The organism is Tangfeifania sp. (genome assembly GCF_055108615.1).
The window spans coordinates 1-25,055 of the sequence record NZ_JBSQIC010000042.1 but is presented as its reverse complement, the minus strand read 5'-3'; the positions used below and the strand labels follow the sequence as shown (position 1 = coordinate 25,055).

Below are 25,055 nucleotides of genomic sequence, written 5' to 3'. Positions count from 1 at the left end.
TCTTTTTTATTGATTTTAATCCTTTGTCTTATTGTTTTACTACGGTTCGAGCATTATATCGGATACTGATGCGCCGGATGGAACCATCGGAAATACATTGTCTTCTTTTTCAATTACCACTTCGAGCATGTAAGGCCCCGGGTGGTCAATCATTGTTTGGATGCTGCTTTCAAGGTCATCCCTCGCTTCCACCTTATGGGCATCAATGCCAAAACCTTTTGCAATGGTAATAAAATCAGGGTTTTGCAGCTCGGTGAATGAGTACCTTTTTTCGAAAAACAGTTGCTGCCACTGGCGCACCATGCCCAGGAAATTATTGTTCAGCACCACAATTTTTACCGGGAGTTTATTCTGGGCAATGGTTCCCAGTTCCTGAATGGTCATTTGAAAACCGCCGTCGCCGATAAATGCAATGACTTTTCGGTCGGGTGCGCCAATTTGAGCTCCCATTGCCGCGGGTAAGCCAAATCCCATGGTTCCCAGTCCGCCGGAAGTGACATTGCTGCGGGGGTGCCTGAATTTGAAATAGCGCGAAGCAACCATCTGGTGCTGACCAACGTCGGTAACCAACACTGCTTCATGATTTGTTTTGTCTCCTGCAATGCGCACCACCTCGCCCATTGTGAGGCCTGGTTTTTCGGGGAATAATTCTTTCTGAATAATTTTCTCCTGTTCGGTTTTGTCGCACTCCCTGAAACGGGCGAGCCATTCATCGTGCCTGTTTTCTTTTACCTGTTCGGTAAGGAGTTTCAACGATTTTTTCGAGTTGCCCAGAATCGGCACGTCGGCCTTGATTATTTTATGAATTTCTGCCGGATCAATTTCAAGGTGAATAACTTTGGCCTCGGTAGCATAAGAACTGACTTTTCCGGTTACCCTGTCATCGAAACGCATGCCAACAGCAATAATCACATCGGCATGGTTGGTCAGTTGGTTAGGACCGTAATTTCCATGCATTCCCAGCATTCCCACATTCAGCGGATGGTCAGTGGGCAATGCCGACAGGCCGAGGAGTGTCCATGCCGCAGGGATTCCTGTTTTCTCCACAAAAGCCTTCAGTTCCTCTTCTGCCCGGCCAATTATTACGCCCTGCCCGAACAGAAGTAACGGGCGTTCGGCATTGTCGATTATGTCGGCAGCTTCTTTAATTTTGAATTTATTGATGGGCTGTTCAGGCAAATAACTTCTGATTTTAGTGCATTTTTTATACTCGTAATCAAGTTCGCCAAACTGGGCATCTTTGGTTATGTCAATGAGTACCGGTCCCGGTCTTCCTGAGCTGGCAATGTAAAAAGCCCGTGCAATGGTTTCAGGAATTTCTTCGGGAGTCGTAATCTGGTAATTCCATTTGGTAACAGGCATTGAAATACCTACCACGTCCGATTCCTGAAATGCGTCGGTTCCCAGCAGTGGCGAGGCCACCTGGCCAATGATACAGACCAGCGGCACGGAGTCGAGCATGGCATTGGCAATGCCGGTAATGAGGTTGGTTGCTCCCGGGCCTGAAGTGGCAAAACATACACCGGGTTTCCCGGTAACCCGTGCATACCCTTCGGCAGCATGAATGGCTCCCTGCTCGTGGCGTGTCAAAATGTGTTTCACATGGTCGTTGTGATCGTACAGGGCATCATAAACGGGCATAATGGCACCGCCCGGATAACCAAAAATGGTATCAACCTCTTCTTCCAGTAACGAAAGGATTACGGCTTGTGAACCGGTAACTTTTTTTGTTGTCATATTCTGAATTTTTAACTGTTTGTATCTTTTTTAATCTATCAATCTCACGGCTCCGCGGTCGGCAGAAGAAACTATGCTGGCGTAGGCTTTCAGTGCTTTCGACACATTTCTTTCGCGTTCTTCAGGGGTGAACGCTTTTTTGTCTTTGGCTTCTTCTTTTTTCCGGCGGGATTGAAGTTCTTCATTTGAAATTAGCAGATTGATGGAGCGGTTAATAATATCGATTTCAATTTTATCGTTGTTTTCAATCAGTCCAATGGCGCCTCCGGCAGCTGCTTCGGGCGAAACGTGACCGATTGAAAGCCCTGAAGTGCCGCCTGAAAATCGTCCATCAGTAATTAATGCACACTCTTTATCGAGCTGCATCGATTTCAGGTACGAAGTAGGGTAGAGCATCTCCTGCATTCCCGGTCCTCCTTTGGGGCCTTCGTAACGAATAACCACCACATCGCCTTTTTGAACGGTGTCGCCCAGGATGCCGTTTACGGCTTCATCCTGCGAGTTAAATACTTTTGCCGTTCCGGTAAATTTAAAAATGGAAGGATCCACTCCCGCTGTTTTTACAATGCATCCGGCTTCTGCAATATTTCCGTAAAGCACGGCCAGTCCGCCGTCTTTGTTATAAGCATTTTCCAAATTCCGGATGCAACCGTTTTGGCGGTCGGTATCCAGTTCGGTGTAATAATTTTCCTGCGAGCCAAGTTTCAGGTTGCGGGTTCCATCGCCCGGCGAGGAGAGGAACCTTGTTTTTGCATCGCTGGTTGCCGAGTCGAGTGTGATGTCGTACTCTGAAATGGCTTGTTTCAGGCTTCTCCCGTCAATCCGGCTCACGGAAGTGTCTATCAGTCCTGCCCGGTCGAGTTCTCCCATGATAGAAAGAATACCACCCGCTCGGTTTACATCCTGAACATGGTAATGTGAGCTGGGTGCCACTTTGCAGAGGTTGGGCGTTTGACGCGAAAGTTTGTCGATGTCTTCCATGGTAAAATCAACACCGGCTTCGTGGGCTATGGCCAGCAGGTGCAAAACAGTGTTGGTTGAACCACCCATGGCAATATCTAATTTCATGGCATTCAGGAAAGCATCGCGGTTAGCTATATTACGTGGCAATACTGAATCATCGCCTTCGAAATAGTATTTTTTTGTGGCCGCCACAATTTTTTCCACCGCTTCTTCAAACAGCTTTTTCCGGTTGGCGTGGGTCGCTACAATCGTCCCGTTGCCGGGCAGTGCCAGCCCGATTGCCTCGGCCAGGCAGTTCATCGAATTGGCTGTAAACATGCCTGAGCAAGACCCACATGTGGGGCATGCATTCTGCTCTATAACAGAAAGTTCCTGCTCGGAAACCGACTGGTCGGCAGCCATTACCATGGCATCAATCAGGTCGAAATGCTTACCGCCGATTTCACCGGCTTCCATCGGGCCTCCCGATACAAACACTGCCGGAATATTCAGGCGCATGGCTCCCATGAGCATTCCCGGTGTAATTTTGTCGCAGTTGGAAATGCAAATCATTGCATCCACTTTGTGGCCGTTGCACATGTACTCCACACTGTCGGCAATTACATCGCGCGAGGGAAGGGAGTAAAGCATTCCGTCGTGGCCCATGGCAATTCCGTCGTCGATGGCAATGGTGTTGAATTCTGCTGCAAAAAATCCGTGTTTTTCAACCAGTCCCTTTAGGTACTGTCCAATGTCGTGCAGGTGAGCATGGCCCGGTACAAACTGGGTAAAAGAATTCACAATGGCAATAACCGGTTTGCCAAAATGTTCTTCCTTCATGCCGTTGGCGCGCCAAAGGCTGCGTGCTCCGGCCATTCTCCGGCCCTGGGTTGTTGTGTTGCTGCGTAATGGAATTTGCATACTTATTTGTATTTTATTTTAATTTTTTCAACTAAAAAAAGCCTTCCCCGTTTTCAGGAAAGGCTTGCCATATTTTTCAATTGCATATAATACTAACCCTCCCCGGTGATGCCTGGAATGACCACGAGAATGACTAGAATATATGCAGCAAATAATTTCATTAGTTTACTTTTCTGTAATTTCGATGAAGCAAATGTAAAAATTATATCGAAAATGAAAAACGATTTGAAAGTATTTGTGCTTTTTTTATACGAAAATTAAATTTTATTTCTCGTTTTTAATTCAATATACAATTATAAGTGCTTTTTGCCAAATATTAAGGGTGTGTAATGAATGAAGTTATCTGATAAACATTACTAAATGTCTCATATTTAAATATTTATAAAATATTATTAGGCAGCTTATTCTATTACACACCCTAAACTAATTTCGGAATGTGTTTGGTAGCTTAATGTAATTATTACAAAAAAAAAGAAAATAGTTAACTTATGTGCGCACACGGTTGGAATATAAGTGATTGTACATATTTTTATTGTTTAAAAAGAAAACGAGTAATTTTTACTGTCATTTTTTATTCTCTAATATTTTTTTGATCAGGAAATTTTTTATAAATTTGTTGTGAATAAAAGTTAATAAACTAATTTTATGCATTTGCATTAATTAACTAAAACTAAATCTTGCCTATGAAATGAACCATTCTTAAAAAACTTCACATTCACATTACAGAATCTCTGTATTTTAATAATTAAAATTTAAGTTAAAATTTAAAATCTATGGAAAAAAGACATGTAAGGGGGTTTATGCCCTATCTTTTACTTGCTGTATTTATGGCCTTTACAATGGGGGTAAATGCACAGCAAAAAACAATCCAGGGAAACGTTACCGATGAAACCGGTGCTCCGTTGCCTGGTGTAACCGTGGTAGTTAAAGGTACCACTCAGGGAACAATTACTGATGTAGATGGTAATTATACCCTCGAGGTTCCTTCAGATGCTGAAATTCTTTCTTTTTCTTACATTGGTATGTCAACCCAGGAAATTGAAGTTGGAAACCAAACGGTAATCAATATCACCCTTGAGGAGGATGTTGTTGGCTTAGAGGAAGTGGTTGCTATTGGGTATGCTACCCGAAAAGCCGGCGAAGTAACAGGTTCAGTTTCTTCAGTTAAAGTAGAAGATATTGAAGAAATGGCTGTTGTTGAGGCTTCTGAAGCGCTCAGGACAGCATCTGGGGTGTCGGTAAGGAGTTCAAACACTCCCGGAGGCGGAGCATCAGTACGTATTCGTGGCTTGGGAACTATTAACGATAATGACCCTTTGTGGGTGGTTGATGGAATTCCCGGAGGAGAAGTAAGCCCTAATAATATTGAGTCTATTACAATCTTAAAGGATGCTGCTGCACAGGCAATTTATGGTGCACGTGCTGCAGGTGGGGTAATACTTGTTACTACTAAAAGTGGTCGTAGAAATCAAAAAGCTCAGGTTAGAGTAAATGTTAAAAGTGGAGTTTCAAAGTTTACGAACTATTATGACATGTTAAACACCCAGGAGTATGGTGAAATGTTGTGGTTGCAGGCAAAAAATGACGGCATTACAAACTATAGTCACCCACTCTATGGAGATGGCACAGAACCCGATATTCCTGAATACATTCTTCCAGCTCGTGGTACAAACGTTGATCATAGCTTGTATGATAATAAAATGATTCATGAAGATGGAGATGACACTTATTTAATAACAAAAGCCAACAAAGAGGGAACAGAATGGTTGAAAGAAGCTTCACAAAATGCACAGTTTCTTGAATCGACTGTTGATGTAAGTGGCGGAAGTGAGAACACTTCGTATGCATTTCAACTCGGCTATTTGAAAGAAGAAGGTATTCTAAAATGGACAGGGTTCGAGAGATATAACCTTCGGTCCAATGTTACATCTGATTTAACTGACTGGTTGCAAATTGGTGAGAAAATTGGTATAACTTACAGTGAAAGTCAAGGAAACCATACCAATCATGGTGAAGATTCACCTGTTTCCTGGGCATACCGAAATCAACCAATTATACCTGTTTATGATGTTGCTGGTAATTTTGCAGGCACCCGGGCCCAGGGAACAGGAAATGCTCAAAACCCACTTTTTATCCTTAACTCTAACAAAGATGATTTGAGAAGACGCATGAATATTAATGGGAATGTATTTTTGGACATTAATTTCACCGATGATTTAACTTTTCGTACATTATTTGGGGTTACGCATACATCATTTCATGAGAGAAACCCAGGTTTTGTTGAGAAGGCACATGCTGAAAGAGGTAAGTATAATTCACTTTCGGAGACAGGAAGATACTATATGCAATGGAACTGGACTAATACGCTCGAATATTCAACTGTTATAGCTGATGTTCACAACATTTCTGCTATCATTGGTTCTGAGGCAATTGACAATAATTATAATTTCTTGAATGCTTCCAGATCTGAATTTTTTTCAAAGGATATTAATTACATGCAAATTGCAACAGGGTTGCAAAGTATAAATAATGACGGTAATCAATCATCCTGGGCCTTGTTTTCCACATTTGCACGTTTGAATTATTCGTATGCAAATAAGTATTTGCTAGAAGGAGTAGTTCGCAGGGATGGATCCTCTCGTTTTGGATCTGAAAACCCATATGGTATATTTCCTGCTTTTTCATTAGGATGGAGAATGAATGAAGAGAGCTTCATGTCTTCTACATCAGACTGGCTCGATGAGTTAAAACTTAGGGCAGGTTTTGGATTTACAGGAAACGACCGGCTTGGAAATTATAATAGCTATACCAATTTTGGAATTAGTTATGGTGATTCTTTTTATCCAATTGATGGTGCCAATGCAACTACTGGAACTACTGGGTTCTATCAAACAACTTTTGGCAACCCGGATGTAAGATGGGAGTCAACAAGTACTACCAATATAGGGTTAGATGGAACCTTATTTAAAAACATTGATTTTTCATTAGATGTTTGGCACAGAAGGACTACAGACATGCTTTATCCGAAACAAATTCCTATGGTATTGGGCCAGGCTTCTGCGCCCTCGGTTAATGTTGGAGAAATGGTAAACAAAGGAATCGATTTTGAATTAGGTTATTACAATTCTGCATTAAACGGAGAATTGCAATATAGTCTTGATTTTGATATTTCTCATTATAAAAACGAGATAGTCAAACTTTCGGATGTTGATGGGGAATTTTTAACCGGTGATGCACACCGTGAAATGACATATACCCGCGCCGAAAAAGGGACCGCTTTCCCCGAGTTTTACGGATATGTAGTAGAAGGAATTTTTCAAACTGAAGAAGAAGCTAATGCTCATCCTCCTGCGTTTGGAGAAGATGGCGTTTATAACAAGCCAGGACACTATAAATATAAAGATGTAAGTGGAGATGGTGTAATTAATTCGGATGATCGTACATATATTGGTTCTCCACATCCTGATTTTACATCAGGATTGAATATCCATTTGGAGTACAAAGGATTCAGTCTGGTAACATACCTGTATGCAAGTTATGGTAACGAAATGATGAACTATGTACGTCGGTTTATTGATTTTGCCCAGTTTCAGGGAGGGAAAAGCCACGACCGCCTTTATAATTCATGGGGAAGCCCATATCTGAGTGATAATTCAAAAGCTAAATTACCCCTGGCTGAAACCGAAGATAATGGTAGCCAACAGCCATCCACAGCATTCGTAGAAGACGCTTCTTATTTGAGAATGGAGAACTTGCGGTTAGGTTATGACTTAAACCAGTTGTTAAATACTAACTTCAGCTCAATTCAAATATATGGACAGGTAACCAATGTATTTACTATTTCTGGCTATTCCGGGCTGGATCCTGAAATTAGCAGAACTGGTAGTAACATGGGGATTGATTCCGGGGCATGGCCAACTCCGAGGCGTATAATGTTTGGTTTGAATTTAGGCTTATAATTAATGATAAACTAAAAAAGGATTAAAATGAAAAATATATTAAAATATTCATTGATTTGTACACTTCTTTTGAGTATAAGTCTTTTCTATTCATGTGAAGATTTTCTCGAAAAGGAACCCCCTGGATCAGCAGCTGGTACAGTAATGGAATCACCGGAAGGAGTTGAAGCACTTTTAATAGGATCATACAGTACATTACAAGGAGCCGGAAGATTCGGCGGTGCCTTGGCTACTGATTGGACCTATGGAGGAGGTGCATCTGATGATTGTTATAAAGGTACATCATCGGGTGACCAGAATAACTTTAATGAGGTTGAACAATATGTTGTGTTGCCCACAAATGCCTATATGGGTGAAAGGTGGCGTGATGCTTACAACGGAGTTGCGAGAACCAATCAGACCTTAAGTTTTTTGTGGGCCACCCAGGAAGGAAGTAATCCTATTGAGGAGTCCAGAGCTAAGGAAATTGAGGGGGAAGCTAAATTTCTGAGAGCCTGGTATCATTTTAAAGCTACAATAGTTTTCCGGAATATTTCCTATATAAAAACACAGGAAGAACTTGGAGAAGGTTTACTTCCTGAAGAAATTCCGAACGATTCAGAGGGATGGGATGAAATTGAAGCTGATTTGCAGTTTGCCATTGATAATCTCCCCGAAGAAAGTCCATTAGGAGAACCGGGAAGGGCCAATAAATATTCTGCAATGGCTATGAAAGCAAAGGTACATCTTTATCAAAATGAATATGGTCAGGCAAAAACACTACTTGATAATATTATTGAGGCAGGTAAGTATAGGCTAGTCGATAATTATAATGATAATTTTGACATGGCTACTGAAAATAATGAGGAGTCAATCTTTGAGATTCAGGCTGCAACAAGTGGTTCTAATCATTCGGCAATGCTTTTAGCTGGTCCTGTAATGCATCAGGCCGGCCCTGCAGGAATTGGTTGGGGTTTTTATCAACCTTCACAAAACCTTTTTGAAGCCTTTCAGGTTACTGAAGATGGATTACCAGTTCTTGAAGTGAAGGATAGGAAACCTTTAGTACACGATATGGGTATTTCAAGTACTGAAGAGTTTCATCCAACTGAAGAATATCTTGACCCAAGGGTTGACTGGACTATTTCCAGACGAGGAATAGATTACCTGGGATGGGGAATTTGCGAAGGAAGATCCTGGATTAGGGAACAACCCAACGGAGGCCCTTATATGAGTAAGAAGTTCATGCACTCATTTGATAACCAAAGTTTAAATAATTACGGCAGTGGATTCGATAATGGTAAAAATTTCCGTGCCATACGTTATTCTCATGTTTTACTTTGGAGAGCAGAAGTTGCAGTAGAGGATGGTGAGCTGGATTTGGCAAGACAATTAGTCAATCAGGTTAGAGAACGTGCACAAAAAAGTGAAGTCGTGAAAGGGCGTGTCTCAACCTATGTTTTTGATGGAAGTACAATTGAAGTGGATTGGGAACAGCCAGCTGCTAACTATAAAGTTGAACCATACCCTGCAGGTGCCGATGCATTTTCTACCAAAGAGAAGGCGTGGAAAGCTGTTCGTTTGGAACAACGACTTGAATTTGCAACCGAAGGTATGCGTTTCTTTGATTTACGCAGATGGGGAATAGATGGAGAAGTTTTGAATAATTACATTGAACAGGATTCCAAATTCAGAACATTCCTATCCGAGGGAATTGTTTATGAGCCCAACAAAGACTCCTATTGGCCATTACCACAGTCACAACTTGACATTCAAAGAGGTATTCTAAGTCAGGATCCTAATTACGAATAATAAAATTAAAAGGAAGAAGCATTTTATTTTAAATGCTTCTTCCTTTTTTTATACTAACATCAGATGGAAAAAACAAAGAATCAATTAAACCGTAGAAAGTTTCTGGGATTGTCAGCTCTTGGTTTAACAGGCCTAACTGTTTTACCTAGCTGGACAATTAACGGAATTAAAATTGCGCCAAGCGATCGCGTAGTGCTTGGCTTTATCGGGGCAGGCCGCCAGGCTTTGTCTGACTTTACGAGTTTTAGCAGCGTGCCAGGAGTGCAGGTTGCAGCCGTATGCGATGTGGATTCGATGAAGCAACTGCGTTTTAAAAAGCGAGTGGAAGATTGGCAGGAGAAACAAGGAGTTGCCCCGCGCTGTGATATGTATGAACTCTATGAAGAACTGCTTGAACGGAAAGATATAGATGCCGTTGAGGTGGTTACACCCGACCACTGGCATGCACTGCAAACTATCCACGCAATGCAGGCCGGAAAAGACGTATATGTGCAAAAACCACTTGCTTTTACCATTAAAGAGGGGTTGGTGATGGTTGATGTGGCCCGCAAAAATAAAAAAGTTGTGCAGGTTGGCAGTCAGCAACGTTCCAGCGGCGAATTTCAAAAAGCCATTGAATTGGTTCGCCAAGGAAAAATCGGGCACATCGAAAAAATTTACTCCAGGGTTGGAGATCCACCAAAGAAATTGGATTTGCCTAAGGAGCCTGTTCCTAGTAATCTGAACTTCAATCTGTGGATGGGGCCATTAGATGATCCTAATATTCATTATCATCCCGATTTGTGTCCGCCCATTTCGCTCGATCCTCCAGAAAATGAAAAGCTTTGGGGAGCCTGGCGATGGTATCGTGAAACCGGCAATGGCTTTACTGCTGACTGGGGGGCTCACATGTTTGATATTGCACAGGCTGCAATTGGAATGGATGGCTCAGGCCCTGCAGAGATTATTCCTAAAGGTTATAACGGAACAGAATACCTTACCTTTAAATACCTGAATGGTATTGTAATGACTGAACAACCTTACCTTGAAGATATGCCGGGTGCGCAGGGAATTAAATTCATTGGCACTGACGGTTGGGTTGAAGTGGCCCGTGGATATCTCGGGTGTTCAGACCCTTCATTGGTTCCAGAAGATCTTGCAGGAAGAAGACCACGCATTTTAACTGATGAAGAACGCGAAGCAATGCGAAAGGAATGGGCAAAAAGGAGAGAAGAGCGGGAACAACAACGTGAAGGCCTGAAATTTGAAATTAGTGCACCGCATATGCAGAATTTTATTGATGCTGTGCGTTCGCGCAAGAAACCAATTGCGACCATTGAAGTTGGATGCAGTACCAATACTTTGTGCTGCCTTGGTAATATGGCCACAGAGTTGGAGCGCCCGGTAAAATGGAATCCGGCCACACTGAGCTTTGGTGATGATAAAGAAGCAGCAGGCCATCGCCTCTACCAATACAAATACAGGAGACCTTATTCATTAGTTTAAATCGAAATAATAAGATACTGAAATGGAAACCAAAAGAGAATTTTTGAAAAAACTGGGGCTGCTTACTGTAGGTGGTTTGGTTGGAGGATCATTAAAAACAGCCCAGGCTTCATCATCACAGAGTACCCTTTTCCCATCACAAAAAAGTATAGGTTTACAGCTTTATTCTTTGGGAAGAGAATTTTCTGAAGATGTGCCAAATGGATTGAAGAGAGTAGCTGAAATTGGTTATGCATCAGCCGAGGCAGCCGGGTACAGAGAACGGAAAATATACGGTTATGATATGGCTGAATTCCGGAAACTATCTGATGATGCAGGCCTGAAGGTAACCGGTTCACACGTGAACCCTCCTGTTCGTAAATATTTAAAAAGCAATGTCGGCGAAATTGCTGATTTCTGGAAAGCAACTGTTGAAGATCATGCAAAATTGGGCGTTACTTCGTTGGTGCAGCCTGGAATGCCGACCATTGAGAATCATGATGATGCGGCCTTAGTTTGTGAGGTTTTTAACAAAGCAGGCGAAATTGCTAAAGATGCCGGGATACTGTGGGGCTACCACAACCACAGCGGAGAATTCAGGCGTGTGGTAAAAGAGGAAGATAAAGGGAAAGAAACCAACCGAAGAAATCCTGTGGGCGATGTTATTTACGATTTAATGCTTGAAGGAACTGACCCAAAGCTGGTATTTTTCGAAATGGATGTGTACTGGACCGTAATGGGACAGAACGATCCATTGGAATATTTTGAGAAATATGCCGGTCGTTTTCCGATTTTGCACATTAAAGACCGTTCAGTTTTAGGTGAATCAGGAATGATGAATTTTAAGAACATTTTTAATGAAGCTTATGAAAATGGTTTGGATGAATTCTACGTTGAGTTGGAAAATATCAGGGAAAATATCACCCAGTTTGAGGGCGTGAAACGTTGTTTCAATTATTTGAACAACGCACCGTTTGTTCGTTAATAATTTTATTAAATCTACAGGGGTAAAAGGGAATTTTTTCCCTTTCACCCCTGTTTGTTTCTTGAATATGAATATTGATTTACGTGTTTTTTTGTTAAGTGTTGTTTTTTTTCTTCAAGGATGTGGGAGAGTTGATTCAAATATAGATAATGATACTTTTTTATTACCTTTTGAGAAAAAATCTGAATTTAACCCGGTTTTGACTCCTCAACCAAAATCTGAATTTATTTGCCCGGTAAGAGATTTCATAGTAAATTGGGAAGCGAAAGATGTTTTTAATCCTGCTTCGGTTATAAAAGACGACACTCTTTTTTTAATTTATCGTGCAGAGGATTTTGTAGGAAAATACAACGGAACTTCAAGACTTGGCTTGGCATACAGCCTGGATGGCTATCACTTCGTTCGGGAAACCGAACCGATTCTATTTCCACAACTTGATGAATTCAAAGAATATGAATGGGAAGGAGGCTGTGAGGATCCGCGCATTGTACAAGATGGAAATGGTATCTTCTACCTCACTTATACTGCTTATGATGGTGATAAAGCAAGATTATTTATTGCTACTTCAAATGACTTGAGAAAATGGAAAAAACATGGCTCCGTTTTTCAAAATGCAGGAAACGAATATCTTGATATGTGGTGTAAAGCCGGCTCAATTGTTTGCAGGAAGGGAAAAGGGAAACTAATTGCCACAAAAATAAATGGGAAATACTGGATGTATTGGGGGGAGTCGAATATTTATATGGCTACTTCAGATGATTTAATAAACTGGACCCCTGTTTTAGAAGAGGACCCCAATGAAATGTACATAGATACAATGCGCAATTATACCAAAGCCTTCAAGATTTTGTTCTCACCCCGTCGGGAGAAATTCGATAGTGAACTTGTTGAGCCTGGTCCTCCTGCTATTCTTTCTAAAAAGGGAATCCAATTTATATACAACAGTAAAAACAGTCCTGAATTTGGCGATAAAAACCTGGCACCGGGAACATATGCTGCAGGACAAGTTCTGATAGATGCAAGCAACCCAATGAAAGTTATTCATCGCATGGACAATTATTTTTTAGCACCAGATTTGGATTATGAGATAACGGGACAAGTAAATAATGTTTGTTTCGTTGAGGGATTATCGCATTATAAAGGGAAATGGTTTTTGTATTATGGAACAGCTGATTCGAAAATAGCTGTAGCTGAGTCAAATGCAGAATTATAACAAGTCACTTATCGTGAGTTAGGATTATTATTTAAAATGAAAATAAAACCAGAAAGTATTATGATACTTATTTTGCATAATATTTTTTTGGGTGGAAGGGTTTTGACGAGTTCTTTTAAAATCAGAAATATACTGGTTAAAACGAGAAATTGTTTCGTTTGAGATTGTAAGGTAGCCTAAATCAGGATTTTCGCCCGTGCTGTTGGTGTAAGCCAGGATTGCTTCTTCAATATGGCGGGGAATTTTGTTGTAATTCAGCTTATTGAGCATTGGTAAATTATTTATAATACCTTCTACATTTTTAGATAAAAGAAACCAGGCCATCATGTATTCGAAGGCTTTTTTATTCTCAGGATTTGATTGAAGTAGTTTTGGAATGTTGTTCTGTGGTGAAATTATGTCAATGAAAAATTCATCCTTGGGCATAATATTTCGTTTTAAGCCAAATTCCGGATGTGCAGCAATTAATGTAGTGTCTGCAAGTAATTCTTCATATTCATTTCCCCGGTCGCGGTAAAAAGCTGTATTTTTTAAAATATCGACATATTTGTGAGCACGCTTATAGTTTCCGTTAATAATATTGGTTTTTGCCAATAATGAAATATTTTGTGGACGATAACCGTAAACAATCATTTCTTCGTAGGCCCAACGGTGTGCTTCGTTGATTAAACCTACTGTGTAAAAAAAATGCGATCCCCAGTTTAAATGCTCTTCGTTCCAGGGGAGGATTAGTGCATTTACATTAAAATCCTGCCGCCCGTAAAATAACCTGCTTGCCAACTGGTCTGTTTCCGAAAGTGCAATGTTATAAAAATATTGTGCTATCAAATTTTGAGAAGGATATTTTTCGTGAAAATCAATTGCCTGGTTGTATTCCTCATCAAGCACCATCTTTTCTAATTGAATCACTCTTGAAGTTTGATTATTATAAGAATTAAACAGCGAAAAAATTGAAAAACCGAAAATAAAAACCACGGCTGCTGTACCAATAAGTTTTGATTGATGGAGTTTTGCTTTTATGGTAGTTAACACTTTGGTAATTAATGGGTAAAAAGCAATAAAGGCAGTGGTTATATAAAGAAAAAGGTGATGGTTCTTATTTTCTACCGAGGGAAAAGGATAGGTAATTAATTGTTCAAAAGGCTGAAAGAAAAGAACTTTTTTACTGAAAATTACCGTAATGCAAGCAATCCCCAATAATATAGCAGAATTGATGAATCGTTCATTGCCCTTTTTATAAACAAGATTAAACAGAATATACATCACAGCCAAAATCCAGACGTAAACACCTATGAAGTAGTAAATTGCAGGAAATAGAATTAGTGGAACATAAGAGGATTTTTTTTTGAAAAATGTCAAATAAATGTAGAAAAAAAACAGGACCAAAAGAAATCCAAAGTTGAATTCAAGCATGTGGTAATAATGAGTCTGCATCAGCAGTAACAAAAAGGGAGGAATTATCATCAAGGGTAATGATAATTGAGAATGAGGAAGAAGGTGCTTGTTGATGTGAAAAATCAGAATTGCAGGTAAGGTTAGGGTAGTTGCAAGAATTATAACCCCAATTATTGCATGGAAATAAAACTGAGTAAAGAATTTACCTGTAAGCACGAGAAGACCCCCAGGTTGTGTAAAATAATCATCTAAGTATAATTTTGAAAAAACAAAAAGTTGATTGTTTTCCTGAAAGAAAAAAATGTGGTTGGCAAACCAAAAAAAATAAATAAAAGCAGTTATAAAAAACAGCAAATTAATAATATAAAAACCTGGATTTTTTAATTTTCTATTCATGTATTCCCTTTTCAATCTCAGCACGTTCTTTCTCATTTTTTAACTTAATCCATCGGGGTGTAGTATCATTCGGATTCCCGGGACTGGATATTAATGGTTTTTTATTTGCAGCTGATTCAAAATCAGTTGGATTAACTTTCACCTTACCTGTTACAAATTCTGGGATATTATACGATTCCAGCATTTTATTGTATAAGTTCGGATTTTGTTGTGGAAGCACAAAAGGTTTTCCGATACTATCCCAGGAATTAATATAGGCAAAATGGGGTCTTGCACTTCTTCCATCTATTCGTTTGCTGCTAAAAACAAGCCATTTACCATTCGATGACCAAGTGTGGTAACTCTCTGTTTTGTCGCTGTTTAGTTCCATTTTTTTAAACTTGTCATTCTGTAGATTTAGCAAATACAAGTCAGCTTCTTCGTGCCAAATTGGAAAAGTTCCATAATCGGTCATGGTAAATACGATGAATTTTCCATCAGGCGATATTCTGGGAAATGAAACACTTTTTTTCATTTCCGAAGCATCAAAAACAAGTTCATCTTTCCCAAATGTTCGGGAAGCCGAATCGAATGATTTACGGACCAAATTGTAATGTATATTTTTAATATCGTTCAGTGCTAAAGTTGAACCGGTTTTTCTACGACCGGCACTACAGAAATATAAATATTTTCCATCGGGTGACCATGAAGGAAAAGTTTGCAGCGGGTTAATTGAATCTTTTTCTGTTATGTTTAATATTTCATTTGTTTGAATGTCATAGAGTATAAGAGACGAAACTAAATCGAAAACTTCGATGCTTTTTTTCTTATGTGCATAAAAATTTTGCCTAACCTGATTTGATGAAAAGGCAACAAATCTACCCCCAGGATGCCACGAAGGGTACGTAGCTCCTCCTGGCATACTTTTAATTTTTAAATCTGTTTTCAAAATTTGTTGGCCATCAGCAAAGTAAGTTCCACCTTTTGAGCCCCGAATATGAATTAAGAATTTTTCAGGATCGTTTTGGTTAAAAGCATGACAATTCACACAGTTTTTTTCAAGCAAATGATTTTCAACTATTGATGCTTGCTTGAAACTTTCAAGTGAACGTTGTTCAATTTTCATTGTCGACCAATTGTAATATCCCGGATGAATTAACCTGTAAACTAAGAAAGGATCAATTTTTTCTTTGGCAATGTACATGGAAAATGGTTCGAATTCGAGTGTGGATTCCTCTTCATCCTTTTTAACAAATATCTTGATTTTTAATTGCCCCTCCTGATTGTTTTTTAATAGTTTTTTCCATCGTTTTTCCTGAAATTCAATAATTCCGTTTTTAGATTTGATTATGAGCTCATTTTTTCCTGCTGTAATTTGTGCCCAGAAAAAATCGCCATCTTCTTTGATTGAAAAATTCATTGGTGCAATATTTATAGGGACAGTTACATCTGTATAATCGGGAAAAATATGGGGTAATTGGTTAGTTTTTTGGACTTCACCTATTTGGGGAGATTTACATCCAGTGATAAATGTAATCAATAAGATATTAAAAAAAAACAGAAATCTTTTTGGAGTTGGCATGTTTAAAATTTTACATAAATGATTGATTTCAATAAAATGTAAAAATACAAAAAATAGCAGAAAACTTATTGCATTTGAAATGCTAAACTTTGGTTATTTAATTCCCATTGTCCCTCTTTTTTTGGTATATTGGTGGCTTTTTGTGTTGAAATAATTTATGGGATGGTAAAAGAATTCAAAATTAAATTGTGGTAGTTTGCTGCTGTTTTAAGCATTCAACTTTTTACATTTGTCTGGAATTTTACCTTGAATCATGGCTTTAAACTACATTTGGATATTTTTCTTTTTGGCTGCGTTTGTAATCGGGCTCATCCGCTTCCTGTTTTTTGGCGATTTGGAAGTGTTCCCCAATATGGTGAATTCCACTTTTGACATGGCCAAAACCGGTTTTGAAATTTCGCTTGGTCTCACCGGTGTGCTCACCCTCTGGATGGGGATTATGCGGATTGGCGAAAAGGGAGGGATTGTAAATGTTTTTTCAAGGTTAATCGGGCCGTTTTTCAACAAGCTTTTCCCAGGGCTCGGAAAATCTCATCCGGCGTACGGTTCCATTATGATGAATATTGCCGCCAACATGCTCAACCTCGACAATGCCGCCACGCCAACAGGTTTGCAAGCCATGAAAGAGATGCAGCAAACCAACCCCGATAAAAAAACAGCCTCCAACGCGCAAATCATGTTCCTCGTGCTGAATACTTCAGGATTAACTTTGTTGCCCATCAGCATTATGGTTTACCGGGCCCAGATGGGGGCTGTAAATCCATCCGATATATTTATACCCATTTTGCTGGCTACCTATTTTTCAACCCTGGCCGGTTTAATAGCCGTTTCATTCTATCAGAAAATTAATTTGCTCGACAAAGTGGTGCTTTCCTATTTAGGCGGATTAACAGCAGTTATCCTTGGTATAATCTGGTACTTTTCCACGTTGGATCAGGAAGCAGTTACCCAGGTTTCAAGACAGGCGAGTAATTTTATTTTGTTTTCGGTGATTATTGCCTTTATACTGATGGCGGTAATCCGAAAAGTGAATGTATATGAGGCTTTTATCGATGGAGCCAAAGATGGCTTTAAAACGGCAGTTAAAATTATTCCCTACCTCGTGGCCATTCTGGTTGCCATTGGAGTTTTCCGGGCATCGGGTGCCATGGAATGGCTCATTTCCGGTTTTACCTGGGTTTTTGAGCTGGTGGGCATCAATACTGATTTCACGCCGGCGTTGCCAACAGCACTGATGAAACCGCTCAGCGGGAGCGGTGCCCGAGGAATGATGGTGGATGCCATGAACACGCATGGAGCCGACTCGTTTATCGGCCGTGTGGCAAGTACGGTGCAGGGAGCTACCGATACCACTTTTTACATTTTGGCCGTGTATTTTGGGTCGGTAGGAATAAAAAATACCCGCTATGCAGTGGTTTGTGGATTAATTGCCGATTTTACCGGGATTATTGCCGCGATTTTAATGGCTTATCTGTTTTTTCATTGACCTGGAATTTGAGTTTCCTAACTCAAATATCGGAGTTGAAAACTCCGAATCCCGTTAATCCACCGAATCGTAAACCACTACTTTTTCCCAGAGCTGTTCGTTTTCTTCAATAAATTTGAGGTGCAGCGGATGTTTCTGATAAATGTTTTGATCTTCCAGGCTGTCGAACATTACCATGTAGGAATAGGTGAAGGAGTTTTCAACTACTCCGCGCTCTTCAGTTTCCGCCGGAACTCCAATATGACTTACTTTTATGGTTTTCACTTTTATTAAATCTTCCAGCGCTTTTTCAAACTGTTTTCTGTGCGCTTTATTATCCGGCTCTTTTAGCCAGAAAAATACATGATGCATCAGGGCACCGGTAAGTTTAACTTCACCGGCTGAAGCTTTTTTCGCAAAAGGCAAAAACCCGGCAGCTAATGTCCCCGCGGTGAGTTTCTTTAAAAATGTTCGTCTGTTCTTCATACTATTTTAAGCTTTTGTACAAATTTATACAATTCTGACAGGTTTTCCAACAGCGGCTCCAGCAACTCCAGCCTCAGCATATTTGCCCCGTCCGACTTTGCTTCTGCCGGATTGGGATGTGTTTCAATAAAAATACCGTCGGCACCAACTGCAATTCCCGCGCGGGCTATGGTTTCAATCAATTCCGGCTGGCCGCCGGTTACGCCGCTGGCCTGGTTGGGTTGCTGCAGCGAGTGGGTGATGTCGAGCACAACCGGAACTTTCATCTTTCGCATTTCGGGAATACCGCGGTAATCAACCACCAAATCCTGGTAGCCAAAAGTGGTTCCGCGTTCGGTAAGCACCACATTTTCGTTTCCACTTTCCCGCACTTTGGTAACTGCAAACTGCATGGCCGCGGCAGACAGGAACTGGCCTTTTTTAATATTCACCACTTTCCCGGTTTGGGCCGCTGCTACCAGGATGTCGGTTTGGCGGCAAAGAAAGGCCGGAATTTGCAGCACGTCAACATATTCAGCAGCCATTGCTGCCTCTGCGGCTGAGTGAATATCAGTAACAGTTGGAATAGCAAACGTTTCATTCACCTTTCGAAGAATTTTCAACGCTTTTTCGTCGCCAATCCCGGTAAAGGAATCGAGCCTTGAGCGGTTAGCTTTCCGGTACGAACCTTTAAAAATGAAAGGAATTTTAAGCCGGTTGGTAATTTCAACAATTTTTTCAACAATTTCCATGGCCATTTTTTCGCCTTCAATTGCACAGGGGCCGGCCATCAGAAAAAAATTATTCTGATCAGTGTATTTTAATTTTTCTATCGTGGGAAGCATTGTAATTATTTTTATCTCTGAGCAAATGTAGGAAGTAGTTGGTCAAATGGCAATAATAACTGTAAAAATTAAACAACCCGAAACATGGCACCAGACAATGGGGCATGCGCCGTGGATTGAAGAAGTTTGGACGAATTACCAAAGTAACGGAACTCCCGGGCAGGGTTCGCTTTTCTTTTTTATGCGTCCTGCGGCAAATAACTGAATTTTACTCCCTGATTAACCTCTCAATGCGTGCGTCGAGTTCTGCCTGGTCGTTTGCAAAACTGGCCAGTCCAGCCAAATTCAGTAGGGTGTCGATAGCCAGCTCGCCGCTTTCAATTCGTGCTGCCCAGCGCTCATGGTTTGGAATTTTCCCGTCATCCGAAATGTTCTTCAAATCTTTATCGCTCAGGTACGGAAACATGTCGCCGCATCCTGCTGCATGAACACGGTCAATAAGTTCATTCCCGTTGACCGGACAGTTATCAGCCAGGCTTTTTGCCAGTTCATGTTCCTGTTCGGTTACTTCCCAGAGTTTACCGGGGAAATATTTTCCCGCGGTTTTATCGAGACTAACCGGATAAACTTCGTGTAACTTCGGTTTGAAATCTCCTGTGAGCTTTTCTTTTCCGTCGGCAGCCACTTTTATTGGCATGGTAAAAACATCACATCCGGCAAGAGCATCCAGTTGTTCATAACTTCGTAAACTGGCTGCGATTAATTTTGAAGGTTCTTTTTGGTTTTCCGAAAGTTTGGTGACCCATTTCTGTGCCTCAAGTACGGTGCGTTCGCCGGCACCGGTCCCGTCTCCCAGGTTATTGTCTTTTATATAGGTGCCAATTCTTCCCAAAAATACATTTTGATAATTGGGCTTTGTAAGGGCAGTTACCAGTACATTTTGCCGTGCCGAAAATTCGAGTGTGAAATTTATTTTAACACCCATCTCGCGTAGTTTGCGGGCAGCCAGCAAGCCTGCGGCAGTGTAAGGTACTTTTATGATGAACTGTTCGGGACAAATCTCAAAATATCTTTTCCCGTATTCAATGGTTGCTTCCATGTTGTGGGCGGTGTCGGTATGGAGTTCAACACTCACAAAACCACCGAACTTTTTGGCCAGCCGCAATCCATGCCGGGCATTCAGAATAAAAGCAATTTCAATTATTTGTTCCCGAAGCGGCAACGAACTTACAATCTTTTTCGCGTCGGTAATAAATTCATCGTAAATGCCTTTTTGAATTTCTTTGTTAACCAGCGTGTTGTTGGTGGTGAGAGCAGTCATCTCGGCTGTCCAGTTTTTTTCGGCTTCTTCCATATCGCCGGTGTCGAGCCACAATTCGGTGCCGGTGTTTCTGAGGTTTTGCCAGAACACATCGGGCTTTGCCTCAGCCGGTTTTTCATCAACTCCTACGGTTATAAAACTCCGGATTTTTTCTTTTAGTGATTTTTCCATGATGGTTTTATTTTATCCTAAAAATTACGGAAAATTTGAGTGCAATAAAAAAATCGGCTTAAAAACTTTCCAACATTTTGGAAATTAATCCGGCTGTCTGGTTATCTGTATTCAATTGAAATTGCTGCAGGATGTCAATTTTTATTAAATTCACGCTGTAAACTACAATCAATAAAAAAATGAAACCCAGGTACCTGGGAATGTTACAAACGGTTTGGGGGCCAGCAGGTACTTTTATGGAAAGTTACCGTGGAACAGCGAGCGATGAACGACACGACAGTTCGGCTGACTGTTTTAAAGCACTGGTGGGTGCCTGGAAAAATTAAATGGATTTTGTTTTTTAGCCGAAACAATTGCTATTTTTACTGCTCGGAAAAATCAATTAAACCAAAATAAAATGATTTCAAAAATTAAAACTGCTCGTATTACCGGATTTGCGTTTTTACTGTTGTTTATTTTAAATACGCTTGCATCAGCTGAAAATCCGCCTGCTGCACCCGATGAGTTGCCTTCGCTAAAGGGCAAAAAAGTACTGATGGTTTGGGGCGGATGGGATGGCCATTACCCTAGAGAGTTGACTGAAAAAGTACACAACTGGCTGAAAACACAGGGGGCAATTGTTACCGTTTCTGAATCGCTCGACGTATATACCAACAAAGAAGTTATGGAAGAAACCGACCTGGTTTTTCAGTCGTGGACGATGGGCCAAATTTCGCAGGAGCAGGAGAAAGGACTGCTTGAAGCTGTGAAAAACGGAGTTGGCCTGGCAGGAACACATGGCGGGCTGGGCGATTCGTTCAGGAACAATACCGAATACCAGTTTATGGTTGGCGGCCAGTGGGTTGCCCACCCGGGAGGTGTTATTGATTATACCGTGGAAATTACCGACAAAAACGACCCGCTTACAAAAGGAGTCAGTAATTTTGAGATCAATTCAGAACAATATTACATGCATGTAGATCCGAATGTAAAAGTGCTTGCTACAACTACTTTTAACGACGAACATGCAGAATGGATTGACGGGGCTGTGGTTCCGGTAGTATGGAAAAAAACGTATGGCAAAGGCCGTGTTTTTTATATTTCATTAGGGCACACACCGGCCGATTTCGATATTCCACAATCATGGGAGATATTAAAACGCGGTATTAAATGGGCGAGTGGCAGCAAATATTTGCCCAAGGAAGAGTGGATGAGCCCGGTTTATCCGGGTAAATAATTTTTCTATAGTAGTGTCCAGTCAAATGTAAAATGTAGAAATTGTCATTTCGAAACCTGAGGTACGAAGGTGAGAAATCTAATTATTACAGCAGATTTCTCCCAAAGGTCGAAATGACAGTTCATAGTTGACACGACAGTTGAATATTTTGAATGGATCAGGCTTAATGATTTTTCGGAATAGATTTTGTATTGTTAACCGAGGCTAAAAAAAGTATATATTTGACACGATGTTATATCACAAAATATTCAGACATAAAACATCAAAAACCTGGGTGGTTTTTGTACACGGAGCAGGAGGGAGCAATGTTGTTTGGTTCAGGCAATTGCGCGACTTCAAAAAACATTTTAATGTTTTGCTGGTCGATTTGCGGGGGCACGGAAAATCGAAAAAACAATACTCTAAGGAAGAGATTTACAAATTTGATGAAATTGCAGCGGATGTAATCTACACCATGGATCACCTGAACATCGAAAGGGCTCATTTTGTAGGAATATCACTGGGTTGCATTGTAATTCGTGCTATAGATAAACTTGCACCGGGAAGAGCGGAGTCAATTATCCTGGGAGGTGCAGTTGTTCAGTTTAATAAAAAAATTAATGGTTTGGTTAGCGTGGCCAAGTTGTTGAATTCCATTCTTCCTTACATGTGGCTATACAAGCTGAATGCCTGGATTTTAATCCCTTCTCGCAAACATACTGTGTCGCGAAACCTGTTTATTAATGAAGCTGTGAGGCTGGGAGACAGGGAGTTTAAAAAGTGGCTGCGCATGTCGGGCGAAATCAGGGATAATCTCAAAGAGTTTCTGGTTAAAGAAGCATCGGCCCCTGTTTTATATTTAATGGGAGAGCGCGATCACATGTTTCTGCCCATGGTTTCGAACCTTGTGAAAAAACACCTGAACTCGAAGCTGGAGGTCATCCGGAACAGCGGGCATGTTTGTAACCTCGATCAGCCCGATGTTTTTAACGAACGCTCCATTCAATTTATTAAAACAGTATCGGGCTAACATTTATTTAATTTCTTACAAATCAATCTGATGAGTTCTGTTTTGACAATCCTGCTTCAATCTCACTAAAATATTTTGAACTGATGTAACCGCGGCGCAATGCAATAAGTGCAGCTTCGTGACTGTTTTTTACTTCGAAATAACCGGTTTGTATTTCGGCCAGTTGGGCTGTAAGTTCTTCGTTTTTGTTCAGAAAACTCCGCGAACGAATTTTTCGTATGAAAATGGTTTCAATTCGTCCGGGAAATTCAAGGGCAAGTTGCGAGTAAATTTCCGGATCGCGTTGCCCGCTGTCGCCAATTAAAATAAATGTCCGGTTAGGGTAAAACTGTAGCAGGTGCCTGATTTTATCAAATTTGTGCTGATGGGTTCCTCCTCCCGATTTCCAAAATTTCAGAATACTGTGCTCCAGTCTTTTCAATAAAAAAACGCCAGGGGGCAACTGATTGAAGCTGAAAAAGTCATCGAGCAAATCATAAAGGTTCCATTCACTGCTTGAAACATAGAAAAATGGATGGGACACAGTAGTGTCTGTCCCTTTGGCCAGTGTTTTGTAAAAAAACGAGATGCCTGGAAAAGGAGCGCGGGTGTGGGCATTTTTAAACAGCATGAGCCGGAGCTTTTTTAGGATTTGGGTTGAATGAGAAACCATTACCGTATCATCAATATCGGATACAATAATGTGTTCATTTCCCTGCGGAATAAATCGGACATAACCGGTGGCAGTGGTTTCAGGCTGGTTCTCAACAATTGCATCTACAAGTTCAAATTGAACAGGAAGCCAGTCGCCAACAGTTCGCTCTTCGTTATTATTTGTCCTGAATTTGAACAGAAAAAATCCCTGTTCATCGGTTTCGGCAATTTGGCTTTGTCCCCGGAAGGTGGCTTTTACATTCACTCCGGCAATTTCGTCACCCGAAAACCTTTTAATGGTGGCCAGCATATTTTGCCAGAATTTTAATTTGTCATGGGGTTTTGTGAGGCCTTTGTCTTCAATAACCATTCCCTGGATGATAATTTCTTTTTCATTTCCGTAACCCTTGAACGGCATTATTTTAGGAATGTCTAACCACCCGGCTTTTTGTTTAAAAAAAACTTTGAGCCGTTTTACAGGTTTGTAGGCTCCTTTCATTATGGGTCTAAGGTACTTCATCCTTAATTATATTTGTTTTTTTTATAATATTACAACTTTATGAATTAAAAGCAGCAGACATCAGAACCTGGGTGCCCCTGCTGTTTACACGTTTAAATTAGTAAAATTGAAGAATCAGACAAATTCAAAAATACTGTTTGTTGTAAACCCAATGTCAGGAAACGCCCTGACGGACGATTACCTGTCAATTATTTCAGAAGCTGCTGAAAAGTTTAATTTTCAGTGGAAAGTTTTTGAAACATCGGGTGAAGGCGATCCCAATAAAATCAGGTCGCAAATTAACGATTTTGAACCTCAAAAAGTGATTGCCGCAGGAGGCGACGGTACTGTTAACATGGTTGCTGTTGAACTTTTGGGAACCGGTATTGAGCTGGGGATAATTCCATCAGGTTCGGCAAACGGGTTGGCATATAACCTCGGGATTCCTGAAAATTTCCGGCGGGCTCTGAAGTTCAACCTGAAGAATCCGGCAAATCCAATGGATGTAATTAAAATCAATGACCGCTTTTATTGCCTGCACCTGAGCGATGTGGGGATTAATGCCCGTATTGTTAAGCGATTTGAAAAAGAAGGTTCAAAAGGCCTTATTGGATATGGCAAGCAGCTGTTTAAAGAATTAATGGAAGGGAAAACTTATTTCCCGTTTTATATTGAAATTCCCGGGCAACGGCGCAGAAAGATGAAAACTGAAATGTTGGTAATTGCCAATGCTAAAAGTTTTGGAACAGGCGCTATTATCAATCCCACGGGTATAATTGATGACGGCAAATTTGAAATTGTAATTATCAGGCCCTATCCGTGGTGGTTTGTTTTCACCTTCATTTTTGCTGCTTTTACAGGCAGTTTACACCGCATGAAATATGTTAAAGTATATTCCACCAACAAAGCAACTATTAGTTTGCCAGAACCCCACGAGTGCCAGGTTGATGGGGAGGTTATTCCTAAAACCACTTCCCTGAAAATTGAAATTATGCACCACGCAATAAAAGTTTGCGGAGTGTAAGTTTAGGGTGTGTAATAGAATAAACTGCCTAATAATATTTTATAAATAATTAAATATGTGACATTTAGAAATGTTTATCAGGTAACTTAATTCATTACACACC

19 protein-coding genes are annotated in these 25,055 nt (G+C 40.6%); 11 read left to right on the top strand and 8 right to left on the bottom strand.

All coding sequences use genetic code 11. The features are described from left to right. Positions 1-39 precede the first annotated feature (39 nt). The gene (gene ilvB, locus ACTCNA_RS10515) at positions 40-1,737 is read right to left on the bottom strand and encodes a biosynthetic-type acetolactate synthase large subunit (protein ID WP_462947871.1); all 1,698 of its coding nucleotides are present in this window, start codon (positions 1,735-1,737) and stop codon (positions 40-42) included. 30 nt (positions 1,738-1,767) lie between these two features. Further along, positions 1,768-3,600, bottom strand: coding sequence for a dihydroxy-acid dehydratase (gene ilvD, locus ACTCNA_RS10510; RefSeq protein WP_462947870.1), 1,833 nt, complete (start codon positions 3,598-3,600; stop codon positions 1,768-1,770). A 773-nt stretch (positions 3,601-4,373) separates the two neighbouring features. Here ilvD and ACTCNA_RS10505 point away from each other — a divergent pair. From ACTCNA_RS10505 to ACTCNA_RS10485, 5 genes are all read left to right on the top strand, one after another. Beyond that, on the top strand, positions 4,374-7,559 hold the full coding sequence (locus tag ACTCNA_RS10505) for a SusC/RagA family TonB-linked outer membrane protein (RefSeq protein ID WP_462947869.1): 3,186 nt from the start codon (positions 4,374-4,376) through the stop codon (positions 7,557-7,559). A gap of 27 nt (positions 7,560-7,586) precedes the next feature. Beyond that, entirely contained in the window at positions 7,587-9,350 is a 1,764-nt protein-coding gene (locus ACTCNA_RS10500) for a RagB/SusD family nutrient uptake outer membrane protein (protein WP_462947868.1), read from the top strand. A gap of 63 nt (positions 9,351-9,413) precedes the next feature. Further along, positions 9,414-10,835 (top strand): Gfo/Idh/MocA family protein, encoded by a 1,422-nt coding sequence (locus tag ACTCNA_RS10495; RefSeq protein ID WP_462947867.1) that lies wholly within the window; start codon positions 9,414-9,416, stop codon positions 10,833-10,835. Positions 10,836-10,857: 22 nt separating this feature from the next. Continuing rightward, the gene (locus ACTCNA_RS10490) at positions 10,858-11,799 is read left to right on the top strand and encodes a sugar phosphate isomerase/epimerase family protein (protein WP_462947866.1); all 942 of its coding nucleotides are present in this window, start codon (positions 10,858-10,860) and stop codon (positions 11,797-11,799) included. 67 nt (positions 11,800-11,866) lie between these two features. Beyond that, positions 11,867-13,012, top strand: coding sequence for a glycoside hydrolase family 130 protein (locus ACTCNA_RS10485; protein ID WP_462947865.1), 1,146 nt, complete (start codon positions 11,867-11,869; stop codon positions 13,010-13,012). A gap of 27 nt (positions 13,013-13,039) precedes the next feature. Here the strand turns inward: ACTCNA_RS10485 and ACTCNA_RS10480 are convergent, their stop codons facing one another. Both ACTCNA_RS10480 and ACTCNA_RS10475 read right to left on the bottom strand, forming a co-directional pair. Beyond that, positions 13,040-14,803 carry a DUF6057 family protein gene (locus tag ACTCNA_RS10480; RefSeq protein ID WP_462947864.1) on the bottom strand — a complete coding sequence of 588 codons (1,764 nt, stop codon included), beginning with the start codon at positions 14,801-14,803 and terminating at the stop codon, positions 13,040-13,042. After that, positions 14,796-16,364, bottom strand: coding sequence for a TolB family protein (locus ACTCNA_RS10475; protein WP_462947863.1), 1,569 nt, complete (start codon positions 16,362-16,364; stop codon positions 14,796-14,798). The genes ACTCNA_RS10480 and ACTCNA_RS10475 overlap by 8 nt, the downstream gene beginning before the upstream one ends. A 253-nt stretch (positions 16,365-16,617) precedes the next feature. Here ACTCNA_RS10475 and ACTCNA_RS10470 point away from each other — a divergent pair, with 253 nt between their 5' ends. Beyond that, entirely contained in the window at positions 16,618-17,850 is a 1,233-nt protein-coding gene (locus tag ACTCNA_RS10470; RefSeq protein WP_462947862.1) for a nucleoside recognition domain-containing protein, read from the top strand. 54 nt (positions 17,851-17,904) lie between these two features. Here the strand turns inward: ACTCNA_RS10470 and ACTCNA_RS10465 are convergent, their stop codons facing one another. Together ACTCNA_RS10465 and kdsA are read right to left on the bottom strand one after the other, a co-directional pair. After that, positions 17,905-18,315 (bottom strand): Dabb family protein, encoded by a 411-nt coding sequence (locus ACTCNA_RS10465; RefSeq protein WP_462947861.1) that lies wholly within the window; start codon positions 18,313-18,315, stop codon positions 17,905-17,907. Continuing rightward, a complete protein-coding gene (gene kdsA, locus ACTCNA_RS10460; protein ID WP_462947860.1) occupies positions 18,312-19,139 on the bottom strand; it encodes a 3-deoxy-8-phosphooctulonate synthase in 828 nt (275 codons plus the stop codon). The genes ACTCNA_RS10465 and kdsA overlap by 4 nt, the downstream gene beginning before the upstream one ends. A 46-nt stretch (positions 19,140-19,185) precedes the next feature. On the opposite strand from kdsA, the gene ACTCNA_RS10455 reads away from it, so the two are divergent. Continuing rightward, entirely contained in the window at positions 19,186-19,344 is a 159-nt protein-coding gene (locus tag ACTCNA_RS10455; RefSeq protein WP_462947859.1) for a hypothetical protein, read from the top strand. A 3-nt stretch (positions 19,345-19,347) separates the two neighbouring features. Here the strand turns inward: ACTCNA_RS10455 and ACTCNA_RS10450 are convergent, their stop codons facing one another. Further along, entirely contained in the window at positions 19,348-20,571 is a 1,224-nt protein-coding gene (locus tag ACTCNA_RS10450; RefSeq protein WP_462947858.1) for a transaldolase family protein, read from the bottom strand. 179 nt (positions 20,572-20,750) lie between these two features. Between ACTCNA_RS10450 and ACTCNA_RS10445 the strand changes: the two genes are divergently transcribed. From ACTCNA_RS10445 to ACTCNA_RS10435, 3 genes are all read left to right on the top strand, one after another. After that, entirely contained in the window at positions 20,751-20,897 is a 147-nt protein-coding gene (locus ACTCNA_RS10445) for a hypothetical protein (RefSeq protein ID WP_462947857.1), read from the top strand. 71 nt (positions 20,898-20,968) lie between these two features. After that, entirely contained in the window at positions 20,969-21,787 is an 819-nt protein-coding gene (locus ACTCNA_RS10440; RefSeq protein WP_462947856.1) for a ThuA domain-containing protein, read from the top strand. Between the two features lie 229 nt (positions 21,788-22,016). After that, positions 22,017-22,796 carry an alpha/beta fold hydrolase gene (locus ACTCNA_RS10435; RefSeq protein WP_462947855.1) on the top strand — a complete coding sequence of 260 codons (780 nt, stop codon included), beginning with the start codon at positions 22,017-22,019 and terminating at the stop codon, positions 22,794-22,796. A 22-nt stretch (positions 22,797-22,818) separates the two neighbouring features. Here ACTCNA_RS10435 and ACTCNA_RS10430 read toward each other — a convergent pair whose 3' ends face one another. Continuing rightward, entirely contained in the window at positions 22,819-23,949 is a 1,131-nt protein-coding gene (locus tag ACTCNA_RS10430) for an App1 family protein (protein WP_462947854.1), read from the bottom strand. Between the two features lie 106 nt (positions 23,950-24,055). Here ACTCNA_RS10430 and ACTCNA_RS10425 point away from each other — a divergent pair, with 106 nt between their 5' ends. Next, positions 24,056-24,952: a diacylglycerol/lipid kinase family protein gene (locus ACTCNA_RS10425; protein WP_462947853.1), complete on the top strand. Its 897-nt coding sequence runs from the start codon at positions 24,056-24,058 to the stop codon at positions 24,950-24,952. Positions 24,953-25,055 lie beyond the last annotated feature (103 nt).

Excerpts from the sequence above, each read along its gene's own strand:
- ACTCNA_RS10470 (WP_462947862.1), top strand. The coding sequence starts at position 16,618 with ATGGCTTTAAACTACATTTGGATATTTTTCTTTTTGGCTGCGTTTGTA.
- ACTCNA_RS10465 (WP_462947861.1), bottom strand. The coding sequence starts at position 18,315 with ATGAAGAACAGACGAACATTTTTAAAGAAACTCACCGCGGGGACATTA.
- ilvB (WP_462947871.1), bottom strand. The coding sequence starts at position 1,737 with ATGACAACAAAAAAAGTTACCGGTTCACAAGCCGTAATCCTTTCGTTA.
- ACTCNA_RS10445 (WP_462947857.1), top strand. The coding sequence starts at position 20,751 with ATGAAACCCAGGTACCTGGGAATGTTACAAACGGTTTGGGGGCCAGCA.
- ACTCNA_RS10475 (WP_462947863.1), bottom strand. The coding sequence starts at position 16,364 with ATGCCAACTCCAAAAAGATTTCTGTTTTTTTTTAATATCTTATTGATT.
- ACTCNA_RS10450 (WP_462947858.1), bottom strand. The coding sequence starts at position 20,571 with ATGGAAAAATCACTAAAAGAAAAAATCCGGAGTTTTATAACCGTAGGA.
- ACTCNA_RS10495 (WP_462947867.1), top strand. The coding sequence starts at position 9,414 with ATGGAAAAAACAAAGAATCAATTAAACCGTAGAAAGTTTCTGGGATTG.
- ACTCNA_RS10490 (WP_462947866.1), top strand. The coding sequence starts at position 10,858 with ATGGAAACCAAAAGAGAATTTTTGAAAAAACTGGGGCTGCTTACTGTA.
- ACTCNA_RS10440 (WP_462947856.1), top strand. The coding sequence starts at position 20,969 with ATGATTTCAAAAATTAAAACTGCTCGTATTACCGGATTTGCGTTTTTA.
- ACTCNA_RS10435 (WP_462947855.1), top strand. The coding sequence starts at position 22,017 with ATGTTATATCACAAAATATTCAGACATAAAACATCAAAAACCTGGGTG.
- ACTCNA_RS10505 (WP_462947869.1), top strand. The coding sequence starts at position 4,374 with ATGGAAAAAAGACATGTAAGGGGGTTTATGCCCTATCTTTTACTTGCT.
- kdsA (WP_462947860.1), bottom strand. The coding sequence starts at position 19,139 with ATGCTTCCCACGATAGAAAAATTAAAATACACTGATCAGAATAATTTT.
- ACTCNA_RS10485 (WP_462947865.1), top strand. The coding sequence starts at position 11,867 with ATGAATATTGATTTACGTGTTTTTTTGTTAAGTGTTGTTTTTTTTCTT.
- ACTCNA_RS10430 (WP_462947854.1), bottom strand. The coding sequence starts at position 23,949 with ATGAAGTACCTTAGACCCATAATGAAAGGAGCCTACAAACCTGTAAAA.
- ACTCNA_RS10500 (WP_462947868.1), top strand. The coding sequence starts at position 7,587 with ATGAAAAATATATTAAAATATTCATTGATTTGTACACTTCTTTTGAGT.
- ACTCNA_RS10480 (WP_462947864.1), bottom strand. The coding sequence starts at position 14,803 with ATGAATAGAAAATTAAAAAATCCAGGTTTTTATATTATTAATTTGCTG.
- ilvD (WP_462947870.1), bottom strand. The coding sequence starts at position 3,600 with ATGCAAATTCCATTACGCAGCAACACAACAACCCAGGGCCGGAGAATG.
- ACTCNA_RS10455 (WP_462947859.1), top strand. The coding sequence starts at position 19,186 with ATGGCAATAATAACTGTAAAAATTAAACAACCCGAAACATGGCACCAG.